We start from the raw sequence: 22370 nt of genomic DNA on the forward strand, positions 1-22370 counted from the left end.
GTCAGCTGGTTTTGAAGATCAGCTGGGCCACCCGCTGCAGTTTCGGATACACCACCGGCACCGTCAGCATGGTGCTGCCGATCGCCATCAGCAGCAGCGCGGTAAAGGTTTCGCTGGTGATGATCTGCTTGTCCAGCAGGATGTTGACGAAGATGATCATGATCAGCGCCTTGGTCTGCAACAGCCAGCCGATAATCGACGCTTCGCCGGGGCCCCATTTGAGGATCTTGCCGGCAATATGGATGCCGGTCAGCTTGCCCGACACAGAAGCGAACAGCATGATGGCCGCCACCAGAAATACCGCCGAGCCGCCCATGGCCCAGTTAGTCCGCAAGCCCGTACTGAGGAAGAACACCGGCATGATGGCCATCAGTACATTGGCACGCAGAAAGTCCATGCGTTCCTGATTGAACCATTCCGCATCCATCACAGCGCCGGCCAGGAAGGCGCCCACCATGTAGTGCAGACCCGCCCAGTCGGCCGCAAACGCGCATACGGCCAGCCAGATAAACGCCACGTACCAGCGGTCACGCTCCTGCAGCCACTGCATCAGGCGGCGGAACAGCACGGTAGCGACGGCAAACAGCACGAGGAAGCCCAACTGGCGCCCCATGCGCTCCCAGTCCAGCAGAATCACGGCCAGCACGCCCCAGATGGCGATGTCATCCAGACTGGCGTAGCGCAAGATGCGCTGGCCGATAGGCTGGCGCAGAATTTCCAGCTTTTCCATCAGCAGAATCAGGATGGGCAGCGCCGTCACCGCGCAGGCCATGCCGACGCCCAGCACGAACTGCCAGTGCTGGGCTTTGGGGCCCATCCAGCCCGCGTAGCCCAGCAGGCCCAGCGCGGCAATGCTACCGAACAGCAGCGGCACGCCCAGTGCCAGACCGGCCGTAATGCTGCTTTCGCGCCGGTGTTCCCAGGCTTTTTTCAGATCCAGTTCGATACCGGCAATCATCACAAAGATCATCACGGCCCACCATGCAATGCCGTTCAGCGACTGCACGACCTGCGGGTTGAAGACGAACTGGTAGTACTCGGGATAGGCCCGTCCCAGTATGCCGGGGCCCAGCAGAATGCCGGTAATAATCTGCACCACCACCAGCGGTGCGTAGTAGTCGGTCTGGCCGACACGCCAGATCAGATAAGGCAGGCTGAATATGATCAGCATCGCGATCAGGAAAATTTCTGTGGTCGCCATGTGAAAAAGTCTCCGAAATAGTTTGTAGTTTAAGTAAAGCCTGCAAGTGCCGGCCGCGCCAATTCTAGCGCTTTGGCTCAGAAAATGACGTAAATCAGTAAATATTCTGTGTGTTTAGCCAGAGTGTAGTTTTACGTCACACCTTGTCCAAAACAAAACAATGCTTGCGCTGGCTGGAAATCCCTATATACTTGCATACTCAAGTATTAATTGAATACTTATTTAATACTCATCCAGCATTATTCAAATCGATATAGGAACTGACGCCATGAGCGAACTCCGCACTTCCCTGCCCGACACGGGCCCTGCGCTGGCACTGGCGCTTAGCCTTGCGCGCGCACAGGCCACCATGGTACGCCGGCTCGATCAGGTACTGGGCGCCTACCACGGTATCAGCTTTGGCGACTTTATGCTGCTGAACTCGCTGGCGCGTGCACCGGGCGGACGCATGCGCCGCGTCGATCTGGCCGAACGTCAGGGTCTGACGGCGTCGGGCGTCACCCGCACCCTGCTACCGCTGGAAAAAATCGGCCTGATCGAACGCCAGCAGGACCCGCGCGATGCGCGCGTCGCCTATGCAGCGATTACTGCCAGCGGACGCGAACTGCTACAGCATGCCACGCCGGCAGCGGAACTATGCAGTCAGGACTTGCTGCGCAACTGCCCCAGCGAGCAATACGCCAGCCTGACGGAAGCCATGACCATCATCAGCGGACTGCCCAGCATCAGCCTGGGCAGCGCAAGCTGAAGCGGAGCCTGACTACCATGTCCGAGACCACGACCACCCCGCGCGCACAACTGATGCGCAACACTAACTTCAAATGGCTGTTGCGCGGCGGCGTGATTTCCATGCTGGGCGATCAGCTCACCATGGTGGCCTTGCCATGGCTGGTGCTCAAGCTGACGGGTGACACCATGGCGCTGGGACTGGCCATCGCGCTGATGAGCATCCCGCGTGCCGCCTTCATGCTGATCGGCGGCGCCGTGGTGGATCAGTATTCGCCCAAGCGCGTGCTCATGCTGAGCAAATACGCCAATGCCGTCCTGCTCGGCCTGCTATCGCTGCTGGTGCTGCACCAGCAGAGCGTCGTCACACTGGCACTGGGCAGCCTGCAACTGAGTCTGGATCTGACGCCGCACATCACCCTGATGCTGATCTACGCACTGGCACTGGGTATCGGGCTCGCACAGGCGTTCGGCGTACCGTCCGGCACCAGCATCATGCCGCAATCGATACCGGCCGAATATCTGCAGGCCGCCAATGGCGTGCTGATGGGGCTGCGCCAGCTCTCCATGCTGCTCGGCCCCGTGCTGGCCGCAGGCCTGCTGGCCATCTTCGGCGGCGCAGGCAGCAGCGCCCCGGATAGCACCAGCGCCAGTGCTATCGCGAGCAGCAGCACTGGCCTCGCTGCAGCGGGCATGAGCAGCGCCGCCATGCACGATGCGCACGGACTGGCGGCCGCCTTCGCACTGGACTGCCTGAGCTTCATCGTCTCGGCGTGGACGCTGAGCCGCGTCACCACGCAAACCGGTGCAGGCCACGGCGCCAGCACGGGCAAGCTTTCCCTCTCCGTCTGGGGTTCCATCGGCGCAGGTTTGCTGATGGTGTGGCGCGATGTGCCGCTGCGCCTGTGCTTCATCTACTGGGGCACGGTCGCACTGTTCATCGGCGGCTCCATGCAGGTGGCGCTACCCGTGCTGGCCAGCGATCTGCTGCACGGTGCCTCTGCACTGGGCCTGCTGCTGGCCGCGAATGGCGCCGGCACCCTGCTGGGCATGGGCGCGGCGGCCACCATCGGCGCACGCCTGCGCTTCATCAGCTTCGGCGCCATGATATTGCTGATGGATGCACTGGCCGGCGTGCTGGTCGCGGGTCTGGGCGTGGCGCGCAGCGGCTGGCAGGCCGGCGCCCTGCTGCTGTTGCTGGGCACCTTGGGCGGCTATGTGCAGATCAACGTCTTCACGTGGATACAGCGCCGCGTGCCGCCGCAGATGATGGGCCGCGCCATGAGCATCTTCATGTTCATCTTCATGGGGCTGGCGCCGATCTCTGCTGCCGCTACCGGCTGGCTGCTGAAACTAATCTCGCTGTCGCAATTGTTCGTCGGCGGTGGCATCATACTGGTCACGTTTGCTGCACTGGCCTACCTGTTCACGCCGATCGGCAGCATCACCGCTAACACGCCCGACGCAGCGCCGGCGCAGTAAAGGACATCGCATGGAAACCAAATGGCTGGAAGACTTCATCTCGCTGGTCGAGACTAATAACTTCAGTCGTTCGGCCGCACTGCGCCACGTCACCCAGCCGGCTTTTTCGCGCCGCATCCAGTCGCTGGAAAACTGGCTGGGCACCGACCTGATCGACCGCACTTCCTACCCCACCAGCCTGACCCCAGCCGGGGTGGTGTTCTACGAGCAGGCGCTGGAAATGCTGGCGCAGATTAACGGCGCACGTGACATGCTGCGCTCCAAACGCGCGGCCGCGCAGACCAGCATCGATCTGGCCGTGCCGCACACGCTGTCGCTCACTTTCATCCCCAAATGGCTGACGGCACTGGAGCAGGATTTCGCGCCCATCAGCAGCCGCCTGATGGCGCTCAACGTGCACGACGCCGTGATGCAACTGGTGGAAGGCGGTTGCGATCTGCTGCTGTGCTACCACCATCCGCGCCAGCCCGTGCAGCTTGATCCGGGCCGCTACGACATGCTGGTACTGGGGCGCGAATCGCTACGCGCCTATGCCCGCTGCGATAAAAACCGCGTGCCGGAATTCAGCCTGCCGGGCACCAAAAAAGAGCCGCTGCCCTTCCTGTCCTACACCAACAATGCCTATCTGGGACGGATGGTGGAACTGATACTGACCGATGCGCGCACGCCGCTGCATCTGGATCGCCAGTACGAAACCGATATGGCCGAAGGCCTCAAGATGATGGCACTGGAAGGTCGCGGTGTGGCCTTCCTGCCCGAATCGGCCGTCACCCGCGAGCTCAAGACCAAGCAGCTCGCGCGCGCCGACGATGGCAGCGCGCAGTGGGAAATCGAAATGGAAATCCGCCTGTATCGCGAACGCCCGTCGGCTAGCCGGCGCGGCAAAGCCATCGTCGAACGGCTGTGGGACTACCTCGAACAGCAGCAGAAAAGCAGCAGCCGCAAACGCCGCGTAGCCGTTTCCGAACGCTAGTGCGGAACGCTGTAATTGCCACCATAGCTGCGCCAGATCAAACGCGCAGATTTCATAACTATGCAAATTTTGCATAATCGAATGCGCATACAGCATTGGCCGCCCCGCAGCCTCCGGTTCTATGATTCGCCCCACTTGAAGCGCGCCACAAGTGCGCTTCAGCCTCGAATCTATCGGAGACCTGAGCATGACTACCGCACCAGCACACGCATTGCCTTCCTACCTGAATCCAGAAGATTTGGGCCCATGGGGCGTCTACCTGCAACAGATCGATCGCGTCACGCCGCACCTCGGCAGCCTGTCGCGCTGGGTCGAAACCCTGAAACGCCCGAAGCGTATTCTGACCGTTGACGTTCCGATCGAACGCGATGACGGCAGCATCGCCCACTACGAAGGCTACCGCGTACAGCACAACATGTCGCGTGGCCCGGGCAAAGGCGGCGTGCGCTTCCACCAGGACGTAACTCTCTCCGAAGTCATGGCGTTGTCGGCATGGATGACGGTCAAGAACGCCGCTGTGAACGTGCCATACGGCGGCGCTAAAGGCGGTATCCGTGTCGATCCTAAGACTCTCTCGCGCGGCGAACTGCAGCGCCTGACCCGCCGCTACACCAGCGAAATCTCGCTGATCATCGGCCCTAACAAAGACATTCCTGCACCGGACGTCAACACCAACGAACAGGTGATGGCATGGATGATGGACTCCTATGCCATGATCGAAGGTAATCTGTCGACCGGCGTAGTGACCGGCAAACCGATCTCGCTGGGTGGCTCGCTGGGTCGCCGCGAAGCGACCGGCCGTGGCGTGTTCGTGGTGGGCCGCGAAGCTGCTGCCAAGCGCGGCGTAGCGATCGAAGGCGCCCGCGTTGCAGTGCAGGGCTTCGGTAACGTGGGCGGTGTTGCTGCCACCATGTTCGCAGAAGCTGGCTCGAAAATCATCGCGGTACAGGATCACACCGGCACCGTGGTGCATCAGGGCGGTCTGGATATTCCGCGTCTGCACAAGCACGTGGCCGAATGCGGCAGCGTCTCCGGCTTCCCCGGCGCCGAAGCCTTCCTCGACCGCGACGCCTTCTGGGGCATCGAGTCCGACATCCTGATTCCGGCCGCGCTGGAACAGCAGATCACGGCTGCGAATGCGCCGAAGATCCGCACCAAAATCATTCTGGAAGGCGCCAACGGCCCGACCACGCCGGAAGCCGACGACATCCTGACCGACAAGGATGTGCTGATCGTGCCGGACGTGCTGGCCAATGCCGGCGGCGTCACGGTTTCCTACTTCGAGTGGGTACAGGACTTCTCCAGCTTCTTCTGGACCGAAGACGAAATCAACGCACGCCTGACCCGCATCATGCAGGACGCATTCAACTCGGTGTGGACTGTCGCACAGGAGAAGAAAGTCACGCTGCGTACCGCCACCTTCATCCTCGCCTGCACCCGCGTGCTGCAGGCGCGCGAAGTCCGCGGTCTGTATCCATAATGTACTGATCCCCAGCAGTTCGCGCCTGCACCGGCTTCGGCCCGTGCAGGCGTTTTTTACATCGCTTGCAGAACCAATTCAAGGGACCACATGAGCACCATCGAACAGAAAGCGCTGGCCTATCACCGTCAGGGCAGCGCCGGCAAAATCGCCATTGAAGTGACCAAGAGCGTCGGCACGCAGGAAGATCTGGCACTGGCCTATTCGCCCGGCGTGGCCGCCCCCTGCGTGGAAATCCAGCGCGAGCCGGCACGCGCCTACGAATACACGGCCAAAGGCAATCTGGTCGGCGTGATTACCAACGGCAGCGCCGTGCTAGGTCTGGGCAATATCGGCGCACTGGCCGGCAAGCCTGTGATGGAAGGCAAAGTCGTACTGTTCAAGAAGTTCGCCGGTATCGATGCCTTCGATATCGAAATCGATGAAACCGATCCGGACAAACTGGTGGATATCATCGCGGCCCTGCACCCTACTTTCGGCGGCATCAATCTGGAAGATATCAAGGCGCCAGAATGCTTCTACATCGAACGCAAGCTGCGCGAGCGGCTGGCCATTCCCGTGTTCCATGACGACCAGCACGGCACTGCCATCGTGGTGGGCGCCGGCATGATCAATGCACTGCAGCTGAGCGGGCGCGAGATCGGCAACGTGAAAATCGTCTGCTCCGGCGCCGGCGCTGCCGCCATGGCCTGTCTCGATCTGCTGCTCGATCTGGGCGCCAAGCGCGAGAACATTTTCGTCTGCGACAGCAAAGGCGTGCTGACCACGCGCCGTCAGCTCGATGGCGAGAAAGCCGCATGGGCACAGGACACCGATGCCACGACGCTGTCACAGGTGATGGTGGGTGCCGATGTATTCCTCGGCGTATCCGGACCGGGTGTGCTGTCGCCGCGCGATATCGAGCAGATGAGCAAACAGCCTATCGTGTTCACGCTGGCCAATCCGGAACCTGAACTGCGGCCGGAACTGGTACGCGAAGCGGCACCGGATGCCATCATCGCCACCGGCCGTTCCGACTACCCTAACCAGATCAATAACGCGCTGTGCTTCCCTTACCTGTTCCGTGCAGCGCTCGATAGCGGCGCTTCCACCATCAATCAGGAAATGAAGCGCGCTTGCGTGATGGCGCTGGCCGAGATGGCCCGCAGCGACAGCCGTTTCGGCAAGGACTACGTGGTACCGGGTCTGCTCGATCCGCGCCTGCTGTCCGGCGTTACGCCGAAAATCGCCGCTGCTGCATTCCGCAGCGGCGTGGCACGCAAGCAGCTCGATGAGCTGGTGTATGCAGAAGACCTCAAGGATCTGGCCGAGAATCTGCTGTAACGCCTGCCGCTGCGCCGGACGGCACCAGCGCCAGCGCCAGCGCCAGCTTACGGACGGGTGATGCGGAACACTTCCAGATGGTACTCATCACCCACCAGCAGCAGGCTATGATCGCTGAACATCAGCTGGCGCAGCACCGCATAATTCCCCATCACCAGCGCGCCGCCATACAGGCGCAGACGCTTGATGGTGGCCTTCTGTTCCGATAGTGCGGCCGTGCCGATGCCGTAATCGGCCAGCACCAGCACGTCACCCTGCGCATCGCCGCTGGCATAATTGCCTATGCCCACATCGGCCAGCAGCAGATTATTCTTGTACAGACGCGTATCGATATAAGGCGCCCGTCCTGCTGCGGCCCACTGGCTGGACAGCACTTCCTGCCCCAGCTCCGTGCGCCCCGTCGGCAGTACTGCCACGCCATTCTTATCGAGTGCCACACCCATCACCCCGCCCGGACTAGTGAAGGTGGCTTTGCCATTCCAGATCGCGCCCATTCTGCCGTTGCCATCGAGCGCCAGCGGCAGCGGTTCCGCACCGCCCGTGCCCAGCGAATGAATCACCGGAGCCCCGAGACCTTTCGGCCACATGGCCAGCATGGCGGTCGAGCCATCTAGCCACGTGGTCAGCACCGTGCCATTCGAGGTGGCCACGTGCGGCTTCACGGCCGACAGTGCGATCTCGAACGGTGGCGTTAGCTGACGCCCCGCAAAATCGTATTTGCATAGCTTGAGCAGATACTGGGTCTTGTCATTAACGGGCAGCAGCGAGAAGGTGGTGGCCAGCCAGAAGCCGTTGCCATCCACCGCAGCGGCATTTTCAGCGGCCGCCAGTTCGGTCGTCGAGGTTGCTGCCACGGCCGGATACAGGTCGATGGCACTGCCCTGCAATCTGGCCTGCGTATCGAACTTCAGCATGCGCGTGCCGGGTCCAGCCTGCAGCATGACAAAACCGTCGGGCGCCGGTAGCAGCAGCCATTCGCCCACATAGCCATCGGCCAGCGTGAACGCATAATCGGTGCTGGAGAGCAGCGTACCATCCTTATCCAGCACGCTCAGGCGGGTGCGCGGGTGCACCTGTTTTTTGTTCAGCGTGATTTCCGCATCCGAAGCAGAGAGTACAACAATGCGCTCGCCCACTACCAGCGCTTCGCCCAGCCCCTTGAGCGCCACATTGCCGGCCAGCGTTACCAGTTTCGGGCTATCCACCGTAATGCTGGCGGTCGAATCCGGCGTAGCGGTGCTACTGCCGCTGACGGCACCATTCTGCGCACTGGAAGAGGAAGAAGAGGAAGACGACGCACCGCCACCGCAGGCGCCCAGTGAGGTCGCCAGCAGCAGGCAGGCTAGCTGGCGGGGAAAAGCTTGAAAACGCATACGGGCTCGCAGGGCACAAACTGAAAGCAAAAAGTATATAGAAAAGCTAACACTGCCCTATACCATCTGCGCCACAACAGCATGACCTTGCGAGCCAGCAGGATGACCGCGCAGGCCGCAGTAGCGGCGCGCACAGCCACCCGTGCGGGTGTTAGCGACGGATCACCGCGCCGCCCTTCATGACGAAACTCATTTTGGTCAGTTCGTCAACATTGGCAAGCGGATCACCTTTTACTGCAACGATATCGGCAAACTTGCCGACGCTAAGCGAACCCACGCTGTCTTTCCAGCCCATCAGATCAGCCGCATTCACGGTGGCCGACTGGATTGCCTGCATAGGCGTCATGCCGTACTTGACCATGTAGGCGAACTGCTTGCCGTTGTCGCCGTGCGGGTAGACGCCGGAATCGGAACCGAAGGCCATTTTGGCGCCGCCTTGGAAGGCTTTACGGAAGTTGTCGCGCTGGGTCTGGCCGATGACTTTTTCCTTGGCGATGGACTCGGGCAGCATGCCGGCCTTCTCGCCCTCCTGCAGGATGTAGTCGTCGTTATAGATGTCCATCACCAGATACACACCTTTTTCGCGCGCCAGACGGATGCCTTCTTCGTCAATCAGGCTGGCGTGTTCGATCGAATCCACCCCGGCGATGATGGCATCGCGGATGCTGCTGGTGCCGTGTGCGTGCGCTGCCACTTTGCGACCCAGTTTATGGGCTTCCGCCACGATGGCCTGCATTTCTTCCAGCGTGTACTGCTGCGCACCCGGCTCGTCGCCTTTCGACAGCACGCCGCCGGAAGCACAGATCTTGATCACATCGGCGCCGTATTTGACCATTTCGCGCACGCGGGCACGGGCTTCCCACGGGCCGTCGGCCACACCGCGTCCCGTCACTTTCATATCCGGCGGCAGCATGTTTTCATCGCAGTGGCCGCCCTGTATGCCGATCGCATAGGCGGCAGTGCGCATGCGCGGGCCGATGAAATCGCCGTCATTGATCGCATCGCGCAGCGCCACATCGCCAAAACCGCCTGCGCCCACATTACGCACCGAGGTAAAACCGGCTTCCAGCGTCAGGCGCGCTGCGCGCACGCCATACAGCGCAGCGCGGGTATCGGAGACACCCAGCGCATTGTAGCCACCCAGTTTGGCGTCGTTGGTCAGATGGGTGTGCATGTCGATAAAGCCCGGCATCACAGTCTGGCCGGACAGGTCGATTACCTGTGCGCCGCTCGGCACCTTGGTGCTGGCCGTAGGGCCGACTGCGCTGATACGCTCGCCCTCGACCACGATGGTCTGGTCTTTGAGTACCGTGCCAGCCACCACGTCCACCAGTTTGCCGGCGCGGATGACTACCACTTTGCCATGGTCGGCTGCAGCAATAGTGGGCACGGCAGTGCTGGCGGCGCCGATCATGGCGGCGGAAATCAGGAGATGCTTGAAATTCATGGAGAACGCCCTTTCACTGGAAAAGAAAAGCATAGCAGAGCCCTTCCCGATTGGCGTACGTCTGGTTTAAAAAACCACGGCAATATCAGCGCGGCCAGGCACAGGTGCGCAGGCCGGTGAACAGATCATCGCGTTCCGGCAGTTCGAAATGGCGCATGCGGGTCGACAGCATGCGTTGTGGCGTAGCGAACGAAGCACCGCGCAGCACCTGATGGCTGGTAAAGCAGTCTGCCGAATACTGCCGCTCGGGGCCCGGCTGAAAATCCGGATAGGGTTCGAACGGCGACGCGGTCCACTCGCACAACTGGCCCCAGCGGAACGCCGGATGGCCGGAACGGGCGGCATATTCCCATTCGATTTCCGTCGGCAGGCGGCGCCCCGCCCACGCACAGTAAGCCTGTGCTTCATACAGATTGAGGTGACGTACCGGTTCGGCACCGGCCAGCGTGGCTAGCCGGCCGAAACGCATGCAGCGCCACTGCGCCCCATCGCGCTGCCAGTAGCGCGGCGCCGAACGCTCCTGCCGCATCATCCAGTCGGCACCGGCAGTGCTCCAGAACTGGCGCTGATCGTACCCGCCATCGTCGACAAAGTCGGCAAACTGGGCGTTGCTGACCAGCGCGCTGTCGATGCTGAACGGCGCCACGCGGCAGCTATGTGCCGGCTGCTCGTTATCGAACGCGTAGCCGCTACCGCGCGCGCTGCCGATCTCGATGCTGCCGCCAGGGAAGCCGATTTCGCTGGGTGCATAGGCCAGCTGGCGCACCTGCGTGGCTGGTTTCGGCGCTGCCAGCCCCAGTACCTGCAAGGCAGCTAGCATGGCCTCGCCATGCAGATCTTCATGCGCCAGCACCAGCTGGTAAGGGAATAGCGCGGCCGCGTCGTCGGGCTCGCGCATCAGCTTATCGAGCACGCGGTCCAGCACTTCGTGGCAGTAGGTTTTCAGCGCACCGGCTGCAGGCAAATCAAGCTGCCAGCGCTGCGCATGCGGCACACGGTTGGCATCGAACCAGCTATCGCCGCAACGCAATAGGCAGTTGCCGTGGGCATCCTGCGCTTCGCTGGAACTGGCCCTGCGCAGCACATACCACTCGGCCACCCAGGCGATATGCCCCACCTCCCACACGGGCGGATTCAGGTAACGCAGCTGCGGCACCTGTCTGGCCTGATCCAGACCGGCCGCCACAAAGCACTCGAACAGCGCCAGCGTGTTGCTGCGCGCCTGACGCAGGGCTTGCGCCAGCTGCTGCGGCGTGGCGGTGCGAAACGAAGGGGCGAGTATCGTCATGGCCTGATTGTAGCGCTGTTGGGCGATTTTGTACTGCATGCCAGAGGTGCGCAGATGTCACACTTGGGCGATAATCTGCCATCATCGATCCGACATCAGGAAACCCACCATGAGCAATGAACCTATCCGCCTGACTTCGTTCTCGCACGGCGGCGGCTGCGGCTGCAAGATCGCGCCCGGCGTACTGTCCCAGATACTCAAGAATTCCGCCGGCTTCCCCGTCCCGAAAGAACTGCTGGTGGGGATAGAAACTTCGGACGATGCAGCGGTCTACCAGCTCAATGAAGAACAGGCGCTGATCGCCACCACCGATTTCTTCATGCCCATCGTCGACGACCCGTATGATTTCGGCCGCATCGCAGCCACCAACGCCATCTCCGACGTGTACGCCATGGGCGGCACGCCCATCATGGCGCTGGCACTGGTAGGCATGCCGATCAACAAACTGCCGATCGAGACCATCGGCCAGATCATCAAAGGCGGCGAATCGATCTGCGCCGAAGCGGGCATCCCTATCGCTGGCGGCCACACCATCGATTCGGTCGAACCTATCTACGGACTGGTGGTGATGGGTCTGGTGCACCCCAAGCGAGTGAAGCGCAATGCCGATGCCAAGGCGGGCGACGTACTCATTCTGGGCAAACCGCTGGGCGTGGGCGTGCTATCGGCCGCACTGAAGAAAGGCCAGCTCGATGCGGCCGGCTATCAGGCCATGATCGCCAATACCACCAAGCTGAATAAGCCGGGCAAGGCGCTGTCGGAACTGGCCGGCGTACACGCCATGACGGACGTGACGGGCTTCGGCCTGCTGGGCCACCTGCTGGAACTGGCGCGCGGCGCAGGGCTGGAAGCACAGCTGAAGATGGCCGATATCCCGCTGCTGCCGGGCGTGGAACAGCTGGCGCACGACGGCTACTTCACGGGCGCATCGGGGCGCAACTGGGAAGGCTATGGCAAGGATGTGCAGCTGGCGGCCAGCATCACGCAGGCGCAGCATATGCTGCTGACGGATCCGCAGACTTCGGGCGGCCTGCTGGTATCGTGCGATCCGGCCAGAGTAGACGATGTGCTGGCCCTGTTCCAGCGCGAAGGCTTCGTACACGCCAGCGTGATCGGCCAGATGCAGGCCGGTGCAGCACGCGTCGTCGTCGCCTGACGGGACTATTCTGAGGCGCTCTCCACCGGCAGCGCTTCGCCGCGCCAGCGCAGCATGCCGCCCGCCAGATTGGCCACCTGCGTGAAGCCGGCCTTGGTCAGCAGCACGCTGGCCTGCGCCGAGCGCACGCCGGAGCGGCACACCACCACCAGCGGACGCTCGCGCTCGAATTCATCCACCCGCTCCGTCAGTTGCGACAGCGGCACCAGCTTGGCGCCCTGCAAATGGCCTAGCTGATCGATGAACTCGGCCTGCTCGCGCACATCGACGATCTGTACGCGATCACCCAGTTCCAGCAAGGCCATAGGCTCGATTTCCCACACCCCGCTAAAGCGCAGTGTCAGCGGCGCCCAGTCCGGATTATCCATGGGTGGCGCCGCGCCTTCCGGCTGGCCGCAGCGCAGATTGGCCGGCACCGCCACCGCCATCTGCTTGGGATGAGGCAGGTGCAGGTTGTCCATATAGCCGGTGAAATCGCCCACATCCACATCGCCGCCCAGACGCGGATTGTAGCGACGCTCCTCCGCCACGGTGGTCACGGTAATGCCGCGGTAATCGTGGCCCGGATACAGCAGACAGTCATCGGGCAGGGTCAGAATCTGTCCACGCACGGAAGCAAACAGATGGCGCGGACTGCCCTGCTGGAAGTCGGTGCGGCCGCAGCCACGGATCAGCAGACAATCTCCCGTAAAGGCCATGGTCTGGTCATCCAGCACAAACGTCAGGCAGCCATTGGTGTGGCCCGGCGTGGCGCGCACGGCCACGTGACGGCTGCCGAAGCTCACCGTATCCATGTGCTTGAGCGCGCGCTGCACACCCTGCGCACCGGCCACCGCTGCCACCGCAATGCGGCTACCGCAGCGCTGGCTCAAACGCCATGCACCCGTCACATGGTCGGCATGGACGTGGGTATCGAGTGTGGCCACCAGCCGCAAGCCCAGTTCTTCCAGCAAGGCCAGATCGCGCGGCACCTGCTCGTAGACGGGATCGATCAGTAGCGCCTCGCCACTGGCGCGGTCGCCCAGAAGATAGGTGTAGGTGGAGGACGCGGCATCGTACAGCTGGCGGAAGATCAACATGGCAGTATCCGGCAAAAAAACCTCACGATACCAGACTCCCGTGATCCTTCAAGCAATTTTGCTTGACACTTGCGCCGGCTTTCTCGTACATTTAAGGCCATGACCTCGCATCTGCAACTATCCGCTTTCCTGCTATCGCCTGCCAGCGCCCTATCGCTAGCAGCGCGTCTACTAGCACGCGCCTAAATCGCGTTCCAGCTGTACCCCCGGCGGCGGCCACAAGCCCCTCCAGTCTTCAAAAACCCAGGAAAGTTTGCACCGATGTTCCACCCGGCTACCCATGCTCAAGTTAGCACCAGCGTTTGCACCAGCGCCTGCACCGCGGCTTATCGCGCGCTGCCTGTGCACGCATGCGCTCTGCCGCTACTGCTAATGCTACCGATCGGTTGCCTGGCCTAGTGTCCCGTGGCCGCCCGGCAGCCAGTTGCCACAGCAGAGCGCCAGCCTAGGCCGGCATCCAGCACTTTTCTTTTTCAAGACTCAGGAGCACCCCATGATGTTGCAAAATCCGGCAGCGAAATACCGCGCCTTCCCCGCCGTTCAACTGACCGATCGCCAGTGGCCTAACCAGATCATCAGCCGTCCACCGATCTGGATGAGCACCGATCTGCGTGATGGCAATCAGGCGCTGATCGAGCCTATGAGCACCGAGAAAAAGCTGCGTTTCTTCGAACTGCTGGTAAAAATCGGCCTGAAGGAAATCGAAGTGGGCTTCCCGTCCGCGTCGCAAACCGATTTCGACTTCGTGCGCATGCTGATCGAGGAAAACCGCATTCCCGACGACGTGACCATCATCGTGCTGACCCAGTCGCGCGAAGAACTGATCCGCCGCACAGTGGAATCGGCGGCGGGCGCCAAGCGCGCCATCGTCCACCTGTATAACTCGGTGGCGCCAGTATTCCGCAAAGTGGTGTTCGGCATGTCGCGCGAACAGATCACCAATATCGCCACCACCGGCACCAAACTGGTCAAGGAACTGGTCAAGCAGCACCCGCAGACCGACTGGGGCTTCGAATATACGCCGGAGTCGTTCTCCACTACGGAACTGGACTTCTCCAAGCACATCTGCGACGCCGTCACGGCCATCTGGGAACCGACGCCGTCGAAAAAAATGATCATCAACCTGCCATCAACGGTGGAATGCAGCACGCCGAATGTGTACGCCGACCAGATCGAATGGATGTCGCGCAAGCTGGCGCGACGTGATTCGCTGATCATCAGCGTGCACCCGCACAATGACCGCGGCACTGCCGTGGCCTCGGCAGAACTGGCTGTGATGGCTGGCGCCGACCGCGTGGAAGGCTGCTTGTTCGGTAACGGCGAGCGCACCGGCAACGTCGATCTGGTCACGCTGGCGCTCAATCTGTACACCCAGGGCGTGCATCCGGGGCTGGACTTCTCCGACATCGACGAAGTGCGCAAGGTGGTGGAAGAGTGCAACCAGCTGCCTGTGCATCCGCGCCATCCGTATGTGGGCGATCTGGTATTCACCGCCTTCTCCGGCTCGCATCAGGACGCCATCAAGAAAGGCTTCGCCCAGCAGCAGGAAGGCGCGCTGTGGGAAATCCCCTATCTGCCGATCGACCCGCAGGATCTGGGCCGCAGCTATGACGCCGTAATTCGCGTCAACAGCCAGTCCGGCAAAGGCGGCATGGCCTATCTGCTCGAACAGGATTACGGCTTGGTGCTGCCACGCCGTCTGCAGATCGAATTTAGCCGCGCCGTGCAGGCTGTGGCCGATGCCACCGGTCTGGAGATCACCGCGCAAGGCATATACGACATCTTCAGCAAAGAATACTTCGAGCCTGTCACGCCGTATGCCTACAGCGCCCACAAACTGACCGAAGACACCACCAGCGACGAGCCAGTGCAGATCGATATCGCCCTGCTGCATCAGCATGCGCCACTGGCGCTGCAAGGCGGCGGCAACGGCCCGATCGATGCCTTCGTCAATGCACTGGGACTGGACATCAAACTGATGGACTACCACGAGCATTCGATCGGTTCGGGTGCCAATGCCAAAGCGGCCTGCTACGTGGAACTGCGTCTGGCCAACGGGCCTACCCTGTTCGGCGCAGCGATCGACAGCAATATCGTCACGGCGTCATTCAAAGCGGTGCTGAGCGCCGTCAACCGCCAGCTGAAACGCAGCGAAACGATGCCGGAAAGCAAGACAACCGCACCTGTTTGATAGCATTTATTTAATAGTAAATAAATAATGAAAGGCCGCGTAGAAATACGGGGCCTTTTCGTTGTTGTGTTGCAACATCCTAAATTCTCCATTCTAACAATGTGGATATACTCGATCTAAATCCACCCGCCTAGGAAATGCGATCATGTTCATCTCCAACCTGAAAATCGGCGCGCGTCTGGGCGCTGCCTTTGGTGCCGTACTACTACTCATGGCCATCGTGATCGGCGTCAGCCTGCAACGGCTTAACGGCATCGGCACACTGAGCAGCGCCATCATCGATCAGGACTGGGTCAAGGCCGATGCGGCAGCACTGGTCAGCAGCACCACGCGGGCCAATTCCGCGCTCACACTGGAACTGTTCACTACCGACGATGCGGGCAGAGTCGCCGCCATCTACAAGGAAATCGATAGCAACAAGAAAGCTATTACGGCCGCACTGGAAACGCTGGACAAACTGGTCTACCGCGAAGAAGGCAAGGCGCTGCTGCGCGATATCCGCGAACAGCGCAAAGCCTATGTGGTGTCGTTCACGCAGGTAGGCAAACTGCTGGGTGCCGGCCAGCGCGACGAAGCGCAGGCCGCCCTGCGTAACGACATGATGCCCAAACTGTCTACCCTGCAGGAATCCGTCCGCAAACTGAATGACCTGCAGCGCGCGCTGGTAACCGAACACGGCGCCAACATCGAGCACAACATCAAAGTAGCCACCCAGCTGATGATCTGGGTGGGGCTGGCCGCGCTGGCTTTCGGCGCCTTTGCCGCATGGCGCGTGACCCAGTCAATCACGGCGCCGATCGCTGTGGCCGTGGCCGCCGCAGAAGCCGTCGCCAAAGGCGATCTGACCTGCCGCATCAGCCATGAGCATACCGATGAAATGGGTCAGCTGCTGACGGCGCTGCGCCAGATGACAGACAATCTGTCCGACATCGTGGGAAGGGTACGCGGCGGCACGATGGCGATCCGCACCGCCTCGAGCGAAATCGCCAGCGGCAATATGGATCTGTCCTCGCGCACGGAAGAACAGGCCAGTTCGCTGGAAGAAACCGCCGCCTCGATGGAAGAGCTGACCAGCACCGTCAAGAACAACGCCGGCCATGCCATCGAAGCCAATGAACTGGCGCGCGCCGCCAATGAAGTGGCACGCCGTGGCGGCGAAGTGGTGGGTCAGGTCGTGGGCACGATGAACTCCATCAATGACTCCTCGCGCAAAATCGTCGACATCATCGCGGTGATCGACGGCATCGCCTTCCAGACCAATATTCTGGCGCTGAACGCCGCCGTCGAAGCGGCACGCGCGGGCGAACAGGGGCGCGGCTTTGCCGTGGTGGCGACGGAAGTGCGCAATCTGGCCCAGCGCTCGGCGGCAGCGGCCAAAGAGATCAAAGAGCTCATCGACGACTCGGTGGACAAAGTCTCGGCCGGCGCCAAGCAGGTGGAACTGGCTGGCAGTACCATGGACGAGGTGCAGGAAAGCATACGCCGCGTCACCTCCATCGTGGGCGATATCACCCGTGCCGATACCGAGCAACTAGGCGGCATCGAGCAGATCAACATTGCCATCAGCCAGATGGATGAAGTGACCCAGCAGAACGCGGCACTGGTCGAACAGGCTGCTGCTGCAGCAGCGGCCATGCAGGATCAGGCCGATGAACTGAGCCAGATGGTCAGCCAGTTCCGTATTGCCGGCTAAACCCGCCGTGCCAGCAGCCTAGGCTGGCGCGCCTGCGGGCTTACACAATTAGCGCGCAGCGTCGCGCGCCAGTCGCAGCGCGGTGAATTGCCAGCGGGCGCCAGCGGGGAAAAAGTTGCGATAGCTGCTGCGCGCGTGTCCGGCCGGCGTGGCGCTGGAAGAACCGCGCAGCACATACTGGTTCAGCATGAATTTGCCATTGTATTCACCCAGTGCACCAGCCGCCGCGCGGAATCCGGGATAGGCAGCATAGCTGCTGCTGGTCCACTGCCAGCCATGTTCGAACATCTGCTGTAATCCAGCGCCGCTCTGCTGCGCAGCACTCGGCGCAACATTTTGCGCAGCATTCTGCGCGGCACATTCCCATTCGGCCTCCGTGGGCAGACGTGCATCGGCCCAGCGCGCATAGGCATCGGCTTCAAACAGCGACAGGTGGCAGGCTGGCCGCGCCAGATCGAGCGGCTGTTCGCCAGACAGCGTGAATTCGTGCCACTGCCCTGCACTATCCTGCCGCCAGTAGATCGGTGCCGCCAGTTGCTGGCTACGTACCCAGTCCCAGCCCTCGGCCAGCCACAGGCTGGCGTTGCGGTAGCCGCCCGCATCGATGAAGGCCAGATATTCGCCATTCGTCACCAGCCGTGCAGCCAGTTCAAACGGTGCCAGATACTGGCGGTGGCGTGGCAGTTCGTTATCGAAGCAGAAGCCAGTCCCTGCATAGCCGATCTCGCAGAGTCCGCCGTCAAACGGCAGCCATTGTTGCGCCGTGGCGGCCTGCGCGGGCGACACAGGCTGCGCCAGATAGGCAGGCAGCAGCGGGTTCTGTGCCAGCAGATGCTTCACATCTGTCAGCAGCAACTCCTGATGCTGCTGTTCATGCTGCAGTCCCAGCGTTACCAGGCTAGCCAGCGTGGCCAGTTGTTCCCGCTGTGCCGCGCCATCAGCATCGCTGCTCTCAGCCAGCAGGCGCAACATACGCTCATCCACGTTGCTGCGGTAGGCACGTACTTCGGCCATGGAGGGCCGTGTCAGCAGGCCGCGCTGGGCACGCGGGTGCTTCTCGCCTATGCCGTTGTAGTAGGAATTGAACAGTACGCGGAAGGCCGCATGGAAAGGCGTGAAATTGCGCTCCATGCGTTCCAGAATAAAGGTCTCGAAAAACCACGTGGTGTGCGCCAGATGCCATTTCACGGGGCTGGCATCCGTCATCGACTGGGCGCTGCAATCCTCGTCGGACAAAGGTTCGGCCAGCGCCAGCGTATGGCGCCGCACCTGCCGGTATTGCTGCTGCAGGGCGCTCACCGGTTCACCGCCCGCGCATACAGCACGGCAAACCAGCAGGACGTATCAGTCCAGCACTGCACTTCTTCGAAGCCTGCACTGCCGAGTAACTGGCGGAAGCCGCTGCGGGTGTACTTGTAGCTGTCTTCCGTGTGAATGCGTTCACCACGGGCGAACTGCCGCTCACCGCCCTGCCAGCGTACGCTGACGTCGCACTGCGCCTGCAGGTGCATTTCGATGCGGCTGGCCGCCTCGTCGAAGTAGGCGCAATGCTGCCACTGGCGCAGTTCGAAGTTGGCACCGGCCAGCCGGTTCACATGGCGCAGCAGGTTAAGATTGAAGGCGGCCGTCACGCCCAGCGCATCGTTATAGGCAGCATCGAGCACGCTGCTCTGCTTGACCAGATCGATACCGATCAGCAAACCGCCATCGGCCCCGAGGTTGTCGCGCAGATTACGCAGCAGTGCCACCGCCTGCGGCGGCGAGAAGTTACCAATCGAGGAGCCGGGATAGAAGAACACCCGCCGCTGCGGATGCACGTGTTCGGGAAGCTGAAAACCGGCGGAAAAATCCACCCCCAGCGGCGTCATGGCGATGGCAGGAAAGCGCTGCTGCAATCCGGCCACGGCCGCGCTCAGAAAATCGACCGAGATATCCAGCGGCACATACTGCTGCGGTTGCAATAGCGGGAACAGACTGGCCGCCTTGGCGCAATTGCCGGCGCCCAGATCAATCAGACTGACGCCCTGCCCCACGCAGGCAGCAATCGCTTCGCCGTGCTGTGCAAAAATCGCCGCCTCGGTACGGGTGGGATAGTATTCATCGAGCTCGCAGATGGCTTCGAACAGGCGCGAACCGAGCGTGTCATACAGGTATTTGGGCGAGATATGGGGCCGGCGTGCCAGCAGACCGGCGCCAATTTCGGCCAGTACGGCAGGGTTGCCATGTGCTAGTGGCGCTTCGCCGCAAGGCTCCGCTTCCATGCCGCTGCTGGCGATGGGAGCCAGTGGCCGGGTGCTGCAACTTTCCGTCATCTGCATCATTACTAACCCTTTCAAGGTGATGATCCCGGCTGCGGATGTTTGCTATGATAGCTGAAGTCGTATTTTCCCGTGTGACGCCAGTATGACAGTGCGGCGTCTCACCCAGACCATCAATCAACCACCACAAGGATAAGGTCACCGCCATGAAGTTTTCCCCTATGAACACGCTCAAATCCCTGTTCGCCGCCTCGCTGCTGGCCGCTACCGCCTTTGCTCAGGCCCAGTCGGCCGATCACGTCTTCCGTGTGTCGGCCATCCCTGACGAAGCACCGACCGAATTGCAGCGCAAGTTCAAGCCACTGGGCGAATATCTGGAGAAGAAAATCGGCATGAAGGTGGAATTCACCCCCGTGACCGACTACGCCGCTTCGGTGGAAGCCCTGATCAACAAGAAAGTGGACATGGTCTGGTTCGGCGGCTTCACCTTCGTACAGGCCAAAGACCGCAGCAAGAACCAGATTACCCCGCTGGTGCAGCGTGCCGAAGATGAAAAATTCCGCTCCGTGTTCATCACCACCAACAAGGACATCAGCAAGCTGGAAGACCTGAAAGGCCGCACCCTGAGCTTCGGTTCCGAGTCGTCGACTTCGGGCCACCTGATGCCGCGCTCCTTCCTGCTGGCCGCCAAAATCAATCCGGACACCGATCTGAAACGCATCGCCTTCTCCGGCGCGCATGACGCCACCGTGGCCGCCGTTGCGGGCGGCAAGGTCGACGCTGGTGCACTGAATATCTCCGTGTGGGAAAAGCTGGTGGGCGAGAAGAAGGTTGATCCGGCCGTGGTGCGGGTGTTCTACACCACCCCCGGCTACTACGATTACAACTGGAGCGTACGTAGCGACATGAACGCCGATCTGAAGAAAAAGCTGACCGACGCCTTCCTCGCACTGGATCCGAAAAACCCACAGGACAAGGTCATCATGGATCTGCAGCGTGCTTCCAAGTTCATTCCTACCAAGGCAGAAAACTACGGCGCCATCGAAGCCGCTGCCCAGAATGCCGGTCTGCTGAAGAAGTAATTGCTGAAGAAGTAGATGATGCTGACTTATCAACTGCAGGAACTGACGGTGCGCCATCCCGGCGCAGCGCAGCAGGCCGCGCTGCATAGCCTGAACCTGAGTGTTGCGCAGGGCGAGCAGATCGCCCTGATCGGCCCTTCGGGCGCCGGCAAGACTACCCTGCTGGCCACGCTGGCACTGGCCCAGCAACCGGCCAGCGGCAGCATGCAGGCCTTCGGCGTATCACCATGGCAGCTATCGCATGGCGAACGCCACCGCCTGCGCGCCAAGCTGTTTCTGGCACCGCAAACACCGCCGCTACCACCGCGCCAGCGCGTGGTGACGGCGGTGCTGGCCGCCAACCTGCCGCAGTGGAGCTTGTGGCGTGCACTGGCCTCGCTATTCAAACCGGCCGATCCCGAGGCGGCATGGCAGGCGCTGTCGCGCTTCAATCTGGGCGACAAGCTGTACTCGCGGGTAGACCGTCTGTCCGGCGGCGAACGCCAGCGCTGCGCACTGGCGCGGCTGCTGCTGTCGCCGGCACAGGCGCTGCTGGTGGACGAACCGCTATCGGCACTCGATCCGGCGCTGTCCAGCCTCACGCTGAACACCCTGCGCGAGGAAGCACACCAGCGCAACGCCACCCTGATCTGCAGCCTGCATCAGGTGGAACTGGCACTGGCCCACTTCCCCCGCATCATCGCGCTACGCAATGGCCGTATAGCGTTCGATCTGCCGCGCGAACAGGTTACACCAGCCATGATCGCCACGCTGTACCAGGGCGAAGTGCCCGATGCAGTGGTGCCGCCAGTGCCTGTGATCGACCCGCTGGCCGTCATTCCCGGCGCCGGCGCCTGCCTGTAATCCGGCGGGCGCTTCAGCGCTCCGCCTCGTAGCGGTAGCCCACACCGTAAACAGATTGCAGGCATTCGGCATGTTCGCCCAGTTTGCGACGCAGATTACGGATATGTGAATCTACCGTGCGGTCACTGGTGTCGCGCTGGTCTTCGTGTGATAGGTCAAGCAGCTGCTGGCGCGAATACACCCGCTGGGGGTGGGCGATCAGTTCCGCCAGCAGGCGGAACTCCACCGGCGTGAGCACCAGCGCCTGACCGTCCAGCATAATGCGCATCTGCTCGCGCTGCACCACCAGTCGCGCCGCCGCACTGGCCGCTTGCAGGCTGGCCACGTGCCCATTAGCACCGACAACTGTGCTGGCAACGCTGGACGGTGCCGCTGCGGATACTGTCACTGCCCCGCTGCGGCGCAGATGCACGCGCGCCCGCGCCACCACCTCACGCGGGCTGAAGGGCTTGCACACATAATCGTCGGCGCCTGTCTCCAGCCCGAGCAGCCGATCGATTTCCGTTACCCTGGCGGTCAGCATGATGATGGGCAGATCGGAAAATTCGCGCACCGCGCGGCATACGCTGATGCCATCCATTTGCGGCAGCATCAGATCGAGCAGCATCAGATCCACCCCACCGTTACGCACCTGCGCCAGCGCACTCAGACCATCGGCCACATGGCTGCAGCGGTAGCCCGCTGCCACGAAATAGTCGTTGAGCAGGGCTGCAATCTTGCTGTCATCTTCCACAATCAGTATGTGACGCTGCGGTTCCATCGTCGCTTTCATTTT

Annotated in this window: 17 protein-coding genes and 1 pseudogene; 10 read left to right on the forward strand and 8 right to left on the reverse strand. The window is 61.7% G+C overall.

Going from position 1 to position 22370, the window contains the following annotated elements; translation table 11 throughout:
• Position 1: 1 nt before the first annotated feature.
• Entirely contained in the window at positions 2 to 1201 is a 1200-nt protein-coding gene (locus ABNT42_RS03850; protein ID WP_348694251.1) for a cation:proton antiporter, read from the reverse strand.
• Between the two features lie 268 nt (positions 1202 to 1469).
• On the opposite strand from ABNT42_RS03850, the gene ABNT42_RS03855 reads away from it, so the two are divergent.
• The 5 genes and pseudogenes from ABNT42_RS03855 to ABNT42_RS03875 all read left to right on the forward strand — a co-directional run.
• Positions 1470 to 1949, forward strand: coding sequence for a MarR family transcriptional regulator (locus ABNT42_RS03855; RefSeq protein ID WP_348694254.1), 480 nt, complete (start codon positions 1470 to 1472; stop codon positions 1947 to 1949).
• Positions 1950 to 1966: 17 nt separating this feature from the next.
• The gene (locus ABNT42_RS03860) at positions 1967 to 3409 is read left to right on the forward strand and encodes an MFS transporter (RefSeq protein WP_348694256.1); all 1443 of its coding nucleotides are present in this window, start codon (positions 1967 to 1969) and stop codon (positions 3407 to 3409) included.
• 10 nt (positions 3410 to 3419) lie between these two features.
• A complete protein-coding gene (locus ABNT42_RS03865; RefSeq protein WP_348694259.1) occupies positions 3420 to 4382 on the forward strand; it encodes a LysR substrate-binding domain-containing protein in 963 nt (320 codons plus the stop codon).
• 187 nt (positions 4383 to 4569) lie between these two features.
• Positions 4570 to 5862, forward strand: a complete 1293-nt coding sequence (locus tag ABNT42_RS03870) for a Glu/Leu/Phe/Val dehydrogenase (RefSeq protein ID WP_155433619.1) — start codon at positions 4570 to 4572, stop codon at positions 5860 to 5862.
• A 90-nt stretch (positions 5863 to 5952) separates the two neighbouring features.
• A pseudogene (locus tag ABNT42_RS03875) lies at positions 5953 to 7161 on the forward strand (malic enzyme-like NAD(P)-binding protein); the annotation flags it as partial.
• 71 nt (positions 7162 to 7232) lie between these two features.
• Here ABNT42_RS03875 and ABNT42_RS03880 read toward each other — a convergent pair.
• The 3 genes from ABNT42_RS03880 to senA form a co-directional block, all read right to left on the reverse strand.
• Complete coding sequence (locus ABNT42_RS03880; protein WP_348694262.1) at positions 7233 to 8558, reverse strand: hypothetical protein; 1326 nt, start codon at positions 8556 to 8558, stop codon at positions 7233 to 7235.
• A gap of 151 nt (positions 8559 to 8709) precedes the next feature.
• On the reverse strand, positions 8710 to 10005 hold the full coding sequence (locus tag ABNT42_RS03885) for an amidohydrolase family protein (protein WP_348694265.1): 1296 nt from the start codon (positions 10003 to 10005) through the stop codon (positions 8710 to 8712).
• Positions 10006 to 10090: 85 nt separating this feature from the next.
• Entirely contained in the window at positions 10091 to 11332 is a 1242-nt protein-coding gene (senA, locus tag ABNT42_RS03890; protein WP_348694267.1) for a selenoneine synthase SenA, read from the reverse strand.
• Between the two features lie 70 nt (positions 11333 to 11402).
• Here senA and selD point away from each other — a divergent pair, with 70 nt between their 5' ends.
• Positions 11403 to 12449, forward strand: a complete 1047-nt coding sequence (selD, locus tag ABNT42_RS03895; protein WP_348694270.1) for a selenide, water dikinase SelD — start codon at positions 11403 to 11405, stop codon at positions 12447 to 12449.
• Between the two features lie 5 nt (positions 12450 to 12454).
• On the opposite strand, the gene ABNT42_RS03900 is transcribed toward selD, so the two are convergent.
• Positions 12455 to 13525, reverse strand: coding sequence for a rhodanese-like domain-containing protein (locus ABNT42_RS03900; RefSeq protein ID WP_348694444.1), 1071 nt, complete (start codon positions 13523 to 13525; stop codon positions 12455 to 12457).
• 496 nt (positions 13526 to 14021) lie between these two features.
• Between ABNT42_RS03900 and leuA the strand changes: the two genes are divergently transcribed.
• Both leuA and ABNT42_RS03910 read left to right on the forward strand, forming a co-directional pair.
• The gene (leuA, locus tag ABNT42_RS03905) at positions 14022 to 15719 is read left to right on the forward strand and encodes a 2-isopropylmalate synthase (protein WP_348694273.1); all 1698 of its coding nucleotides are present in this window, start codon (positions 14022 to 14024) and stop codon (positions 15717 to 15719) included.
• A gap of 145 nt (positions 15720 to 15864) precedes the next feature.
• On the forward strand, positions 15865 to 17412 hold the full coding sequence (locus ABNT42_RS03910; RefSeq protein WP_348694276.1) for a methyl-accepting chemotaxis protein: 1548 nt from the start codon (positions 15865 to 15867) through the stop codon (positions 17410 to 17412).
• A gap of 48 nt (positions 17413 to 17460) precedes the next feature.
• Here ABNT42_RS03910 and egtB read toward each other — a convergent pair whose 3' ends face one another.
• Both egtB and egtD read right to left on the reverse strand, forming a co-directional pair.
• The gene (gene egtB / locus ABNT42_RS03915; protein WP_348694279.1) at positions 17461 to 18711 is read right to left on the reverse strand and encodes an ergothioneine biosynthesis protein EgtB; all 1251 of its coding nucleotides are present in this window, start codon (positions 18709 to 18711) and stop codon (positions 17461 to 17463) included.
• A complete protein-coding gene (gene egtD / locus ABNT42_RS03920) occupies positions 18708 to 19673 on the reverse strand; it encodes an L-histidine N(alpha)-methyltransferase (RefSeq protein WP_348694447.1) in 966 nt (321 codons plus the stop codon). The genes egtB and egtD overlap by 4 nt, the downstream gene beginning before the upstream one ends.
• 203 nt (positions 19674 to 19876) lie before the next feature.
• Between egtD and ABNT42_RS03925 the strand changes: the two genes are divergently transcribed.
• Both ABNT42_RS03925 and ABNT42_RS03930 read left to right on the forward strand, forming a co-directional pair.
• Complete coding sequence (locus ABNT42_RS03925) at positions 19877 to 20752, forward strand: putative selenate ABC transporter substrate-binding protein (protein ID WP_348694281.1); 876 nt, start codon at positions 19877 to 19879, stop codon at positions 20750 to 20752.
• An 18-nt stretch (positions 20753 to 20770) separates the two neighbouring features.
• A complete protein-coding gene (locus ABNT42_RS03930; RefSeq protein ID WP_348694449.1) occupies positions 20771 to 21595 on the forward strand; it encodes an ATP-binding cassette domain-containing protein in 825 nt (274 codons plus the stop codon).
• A gap of 13 nt (positions 21596 to 21608) precedes the next feature.
• On the opposite strand, the gene ABNT42_RS03935 is transcribed toward ABNT42_RS03930, so the two are convergent.
• Positions 21609 to 22355 carry a response regulator gene (locus ABNT42_RS03935; protein ID WP_348694284.1) on the reverse strand — a complete coding sequence of 249 codons (747 nt, stop codon included), beginning with the start codon at positions 22353 to 22355 and terminating at the stop codon, positions 21609 to 21611.
• Positions 22356 to 22370 lie beyond the last annotated feature (15 nt).

This window comes from Duganella fentianensis (genome assembly GCF_964031615.1).
GTDB lineage: Bacteria > Pseudomonadota > Gammaproteobacteria > Burkholderiales > Burkholderiaceae_D > Rugamonas > Rugamonas fentianensis_A.

Bases quoted from the DNA above. Each gene is read 5' to 3' on its own strand.
- ABNT42_RS03855 (WP_348694254.1), top strand. From the start codon at position 1,470: ATGAGCGAACTCCGCACTTCCCTGCCCGACACGGGCCCTGCGCTGGCA.
- senA (WP_348694267.1), bottom strand. From the start codon at position 11,332: ATGCAGTACAAAATCGCCCAACAGCGCTACAATCAGGCCATGACGATA.
- ABNT42_RS03885 (WP_348694265.1), bottom strand. From the start codon at position 10,005: ATGAATTTCAAGCATCTCCTGATTTCCGCCGCCATGATCGGCGCCGCC.
- ABNT42_RS03880 (WP_348694262.1), bottom strand. From the start codon at position 8,558: ATGCGTTTTCAAGCTTTTCCCCGCCAGCTAGCCTGCCTGCTGCTGGCG.
- ABNT42_RS03910 (WP_348694276.1), top strand. From the start codon at position 15,865: ATGTTCATCTCCAACCTGAAAATCGGCGCGCGTCTGGGCGCTGCCTTT.
- ABNT42_RS03865 (WP_348694259.1), top strand. From the start codon at position 3,420: ATGGAAACCAAATGGCTGGAAGACTTCATCTCGCTGGTCGAGACTAAT.
- ABNT42_RS03870 (WP_155433619.1), top strand. From the start codon at position 4,570: ATGACTACCGCACCAGCACACGCATTGCCTTCCTACCTGAATCCAGAA.
- ABNT42_RS03860 (WP_348694256.1), top strand. From the start codon at position 1,967: ATGTCCGAGACCACGACCACCCCGCGCGCACAACTGATGCGCAACACT.
- leuA (WP_348694273.1), top strand. From the start codon at position 14,022: ATGATGTTGCAAAATCCGGCAGCGAAATACCGCGCCTTCCCCGCCGTT.
- ABNT42_RS03850 (WP_348694251.1), bottom strand. From the start codon at position 1,201: ATGGCGACCACAGAAATTTTCCTGATCGCGATGCTGATCATATTCAGC.
- ABNT42_RS03925 (WP_348694281.1), top strand. From the start codon at position 19,877: ATGAAGTTTTCCCCTATGAACACGCTCAAATCCCTGTTCGCCGCCTCG.
- egtD (WP_348694447.1), bottom strand. From the start codon at position 19,673: ATGGAAGCGGAGCCTTGCGGCGAAGCGCCACTAGCACATGGCAACCCT.
- ABNT42_RS03935 (WP_348694284.1), bottom strand. From the start codon at position 22,355: ATGGAACCGCAGCGTCACATACTGATTGTGGAAGATGACAGCAAGATT.
- ABNT42_RS03930 (WP_348694449.1), top strand. From the start codon at position 20,771: ATGCTGACTTATCAACTGCAGGAACTGACGGTGCGCCATCCCGGCGCA.
- selD (WP_348694270.1), top strand. From the start codon at position 11,403: ATGAGCAATGAACCTATCCGCCTGACTTCGTTCTCGCACGGCGGCGGC.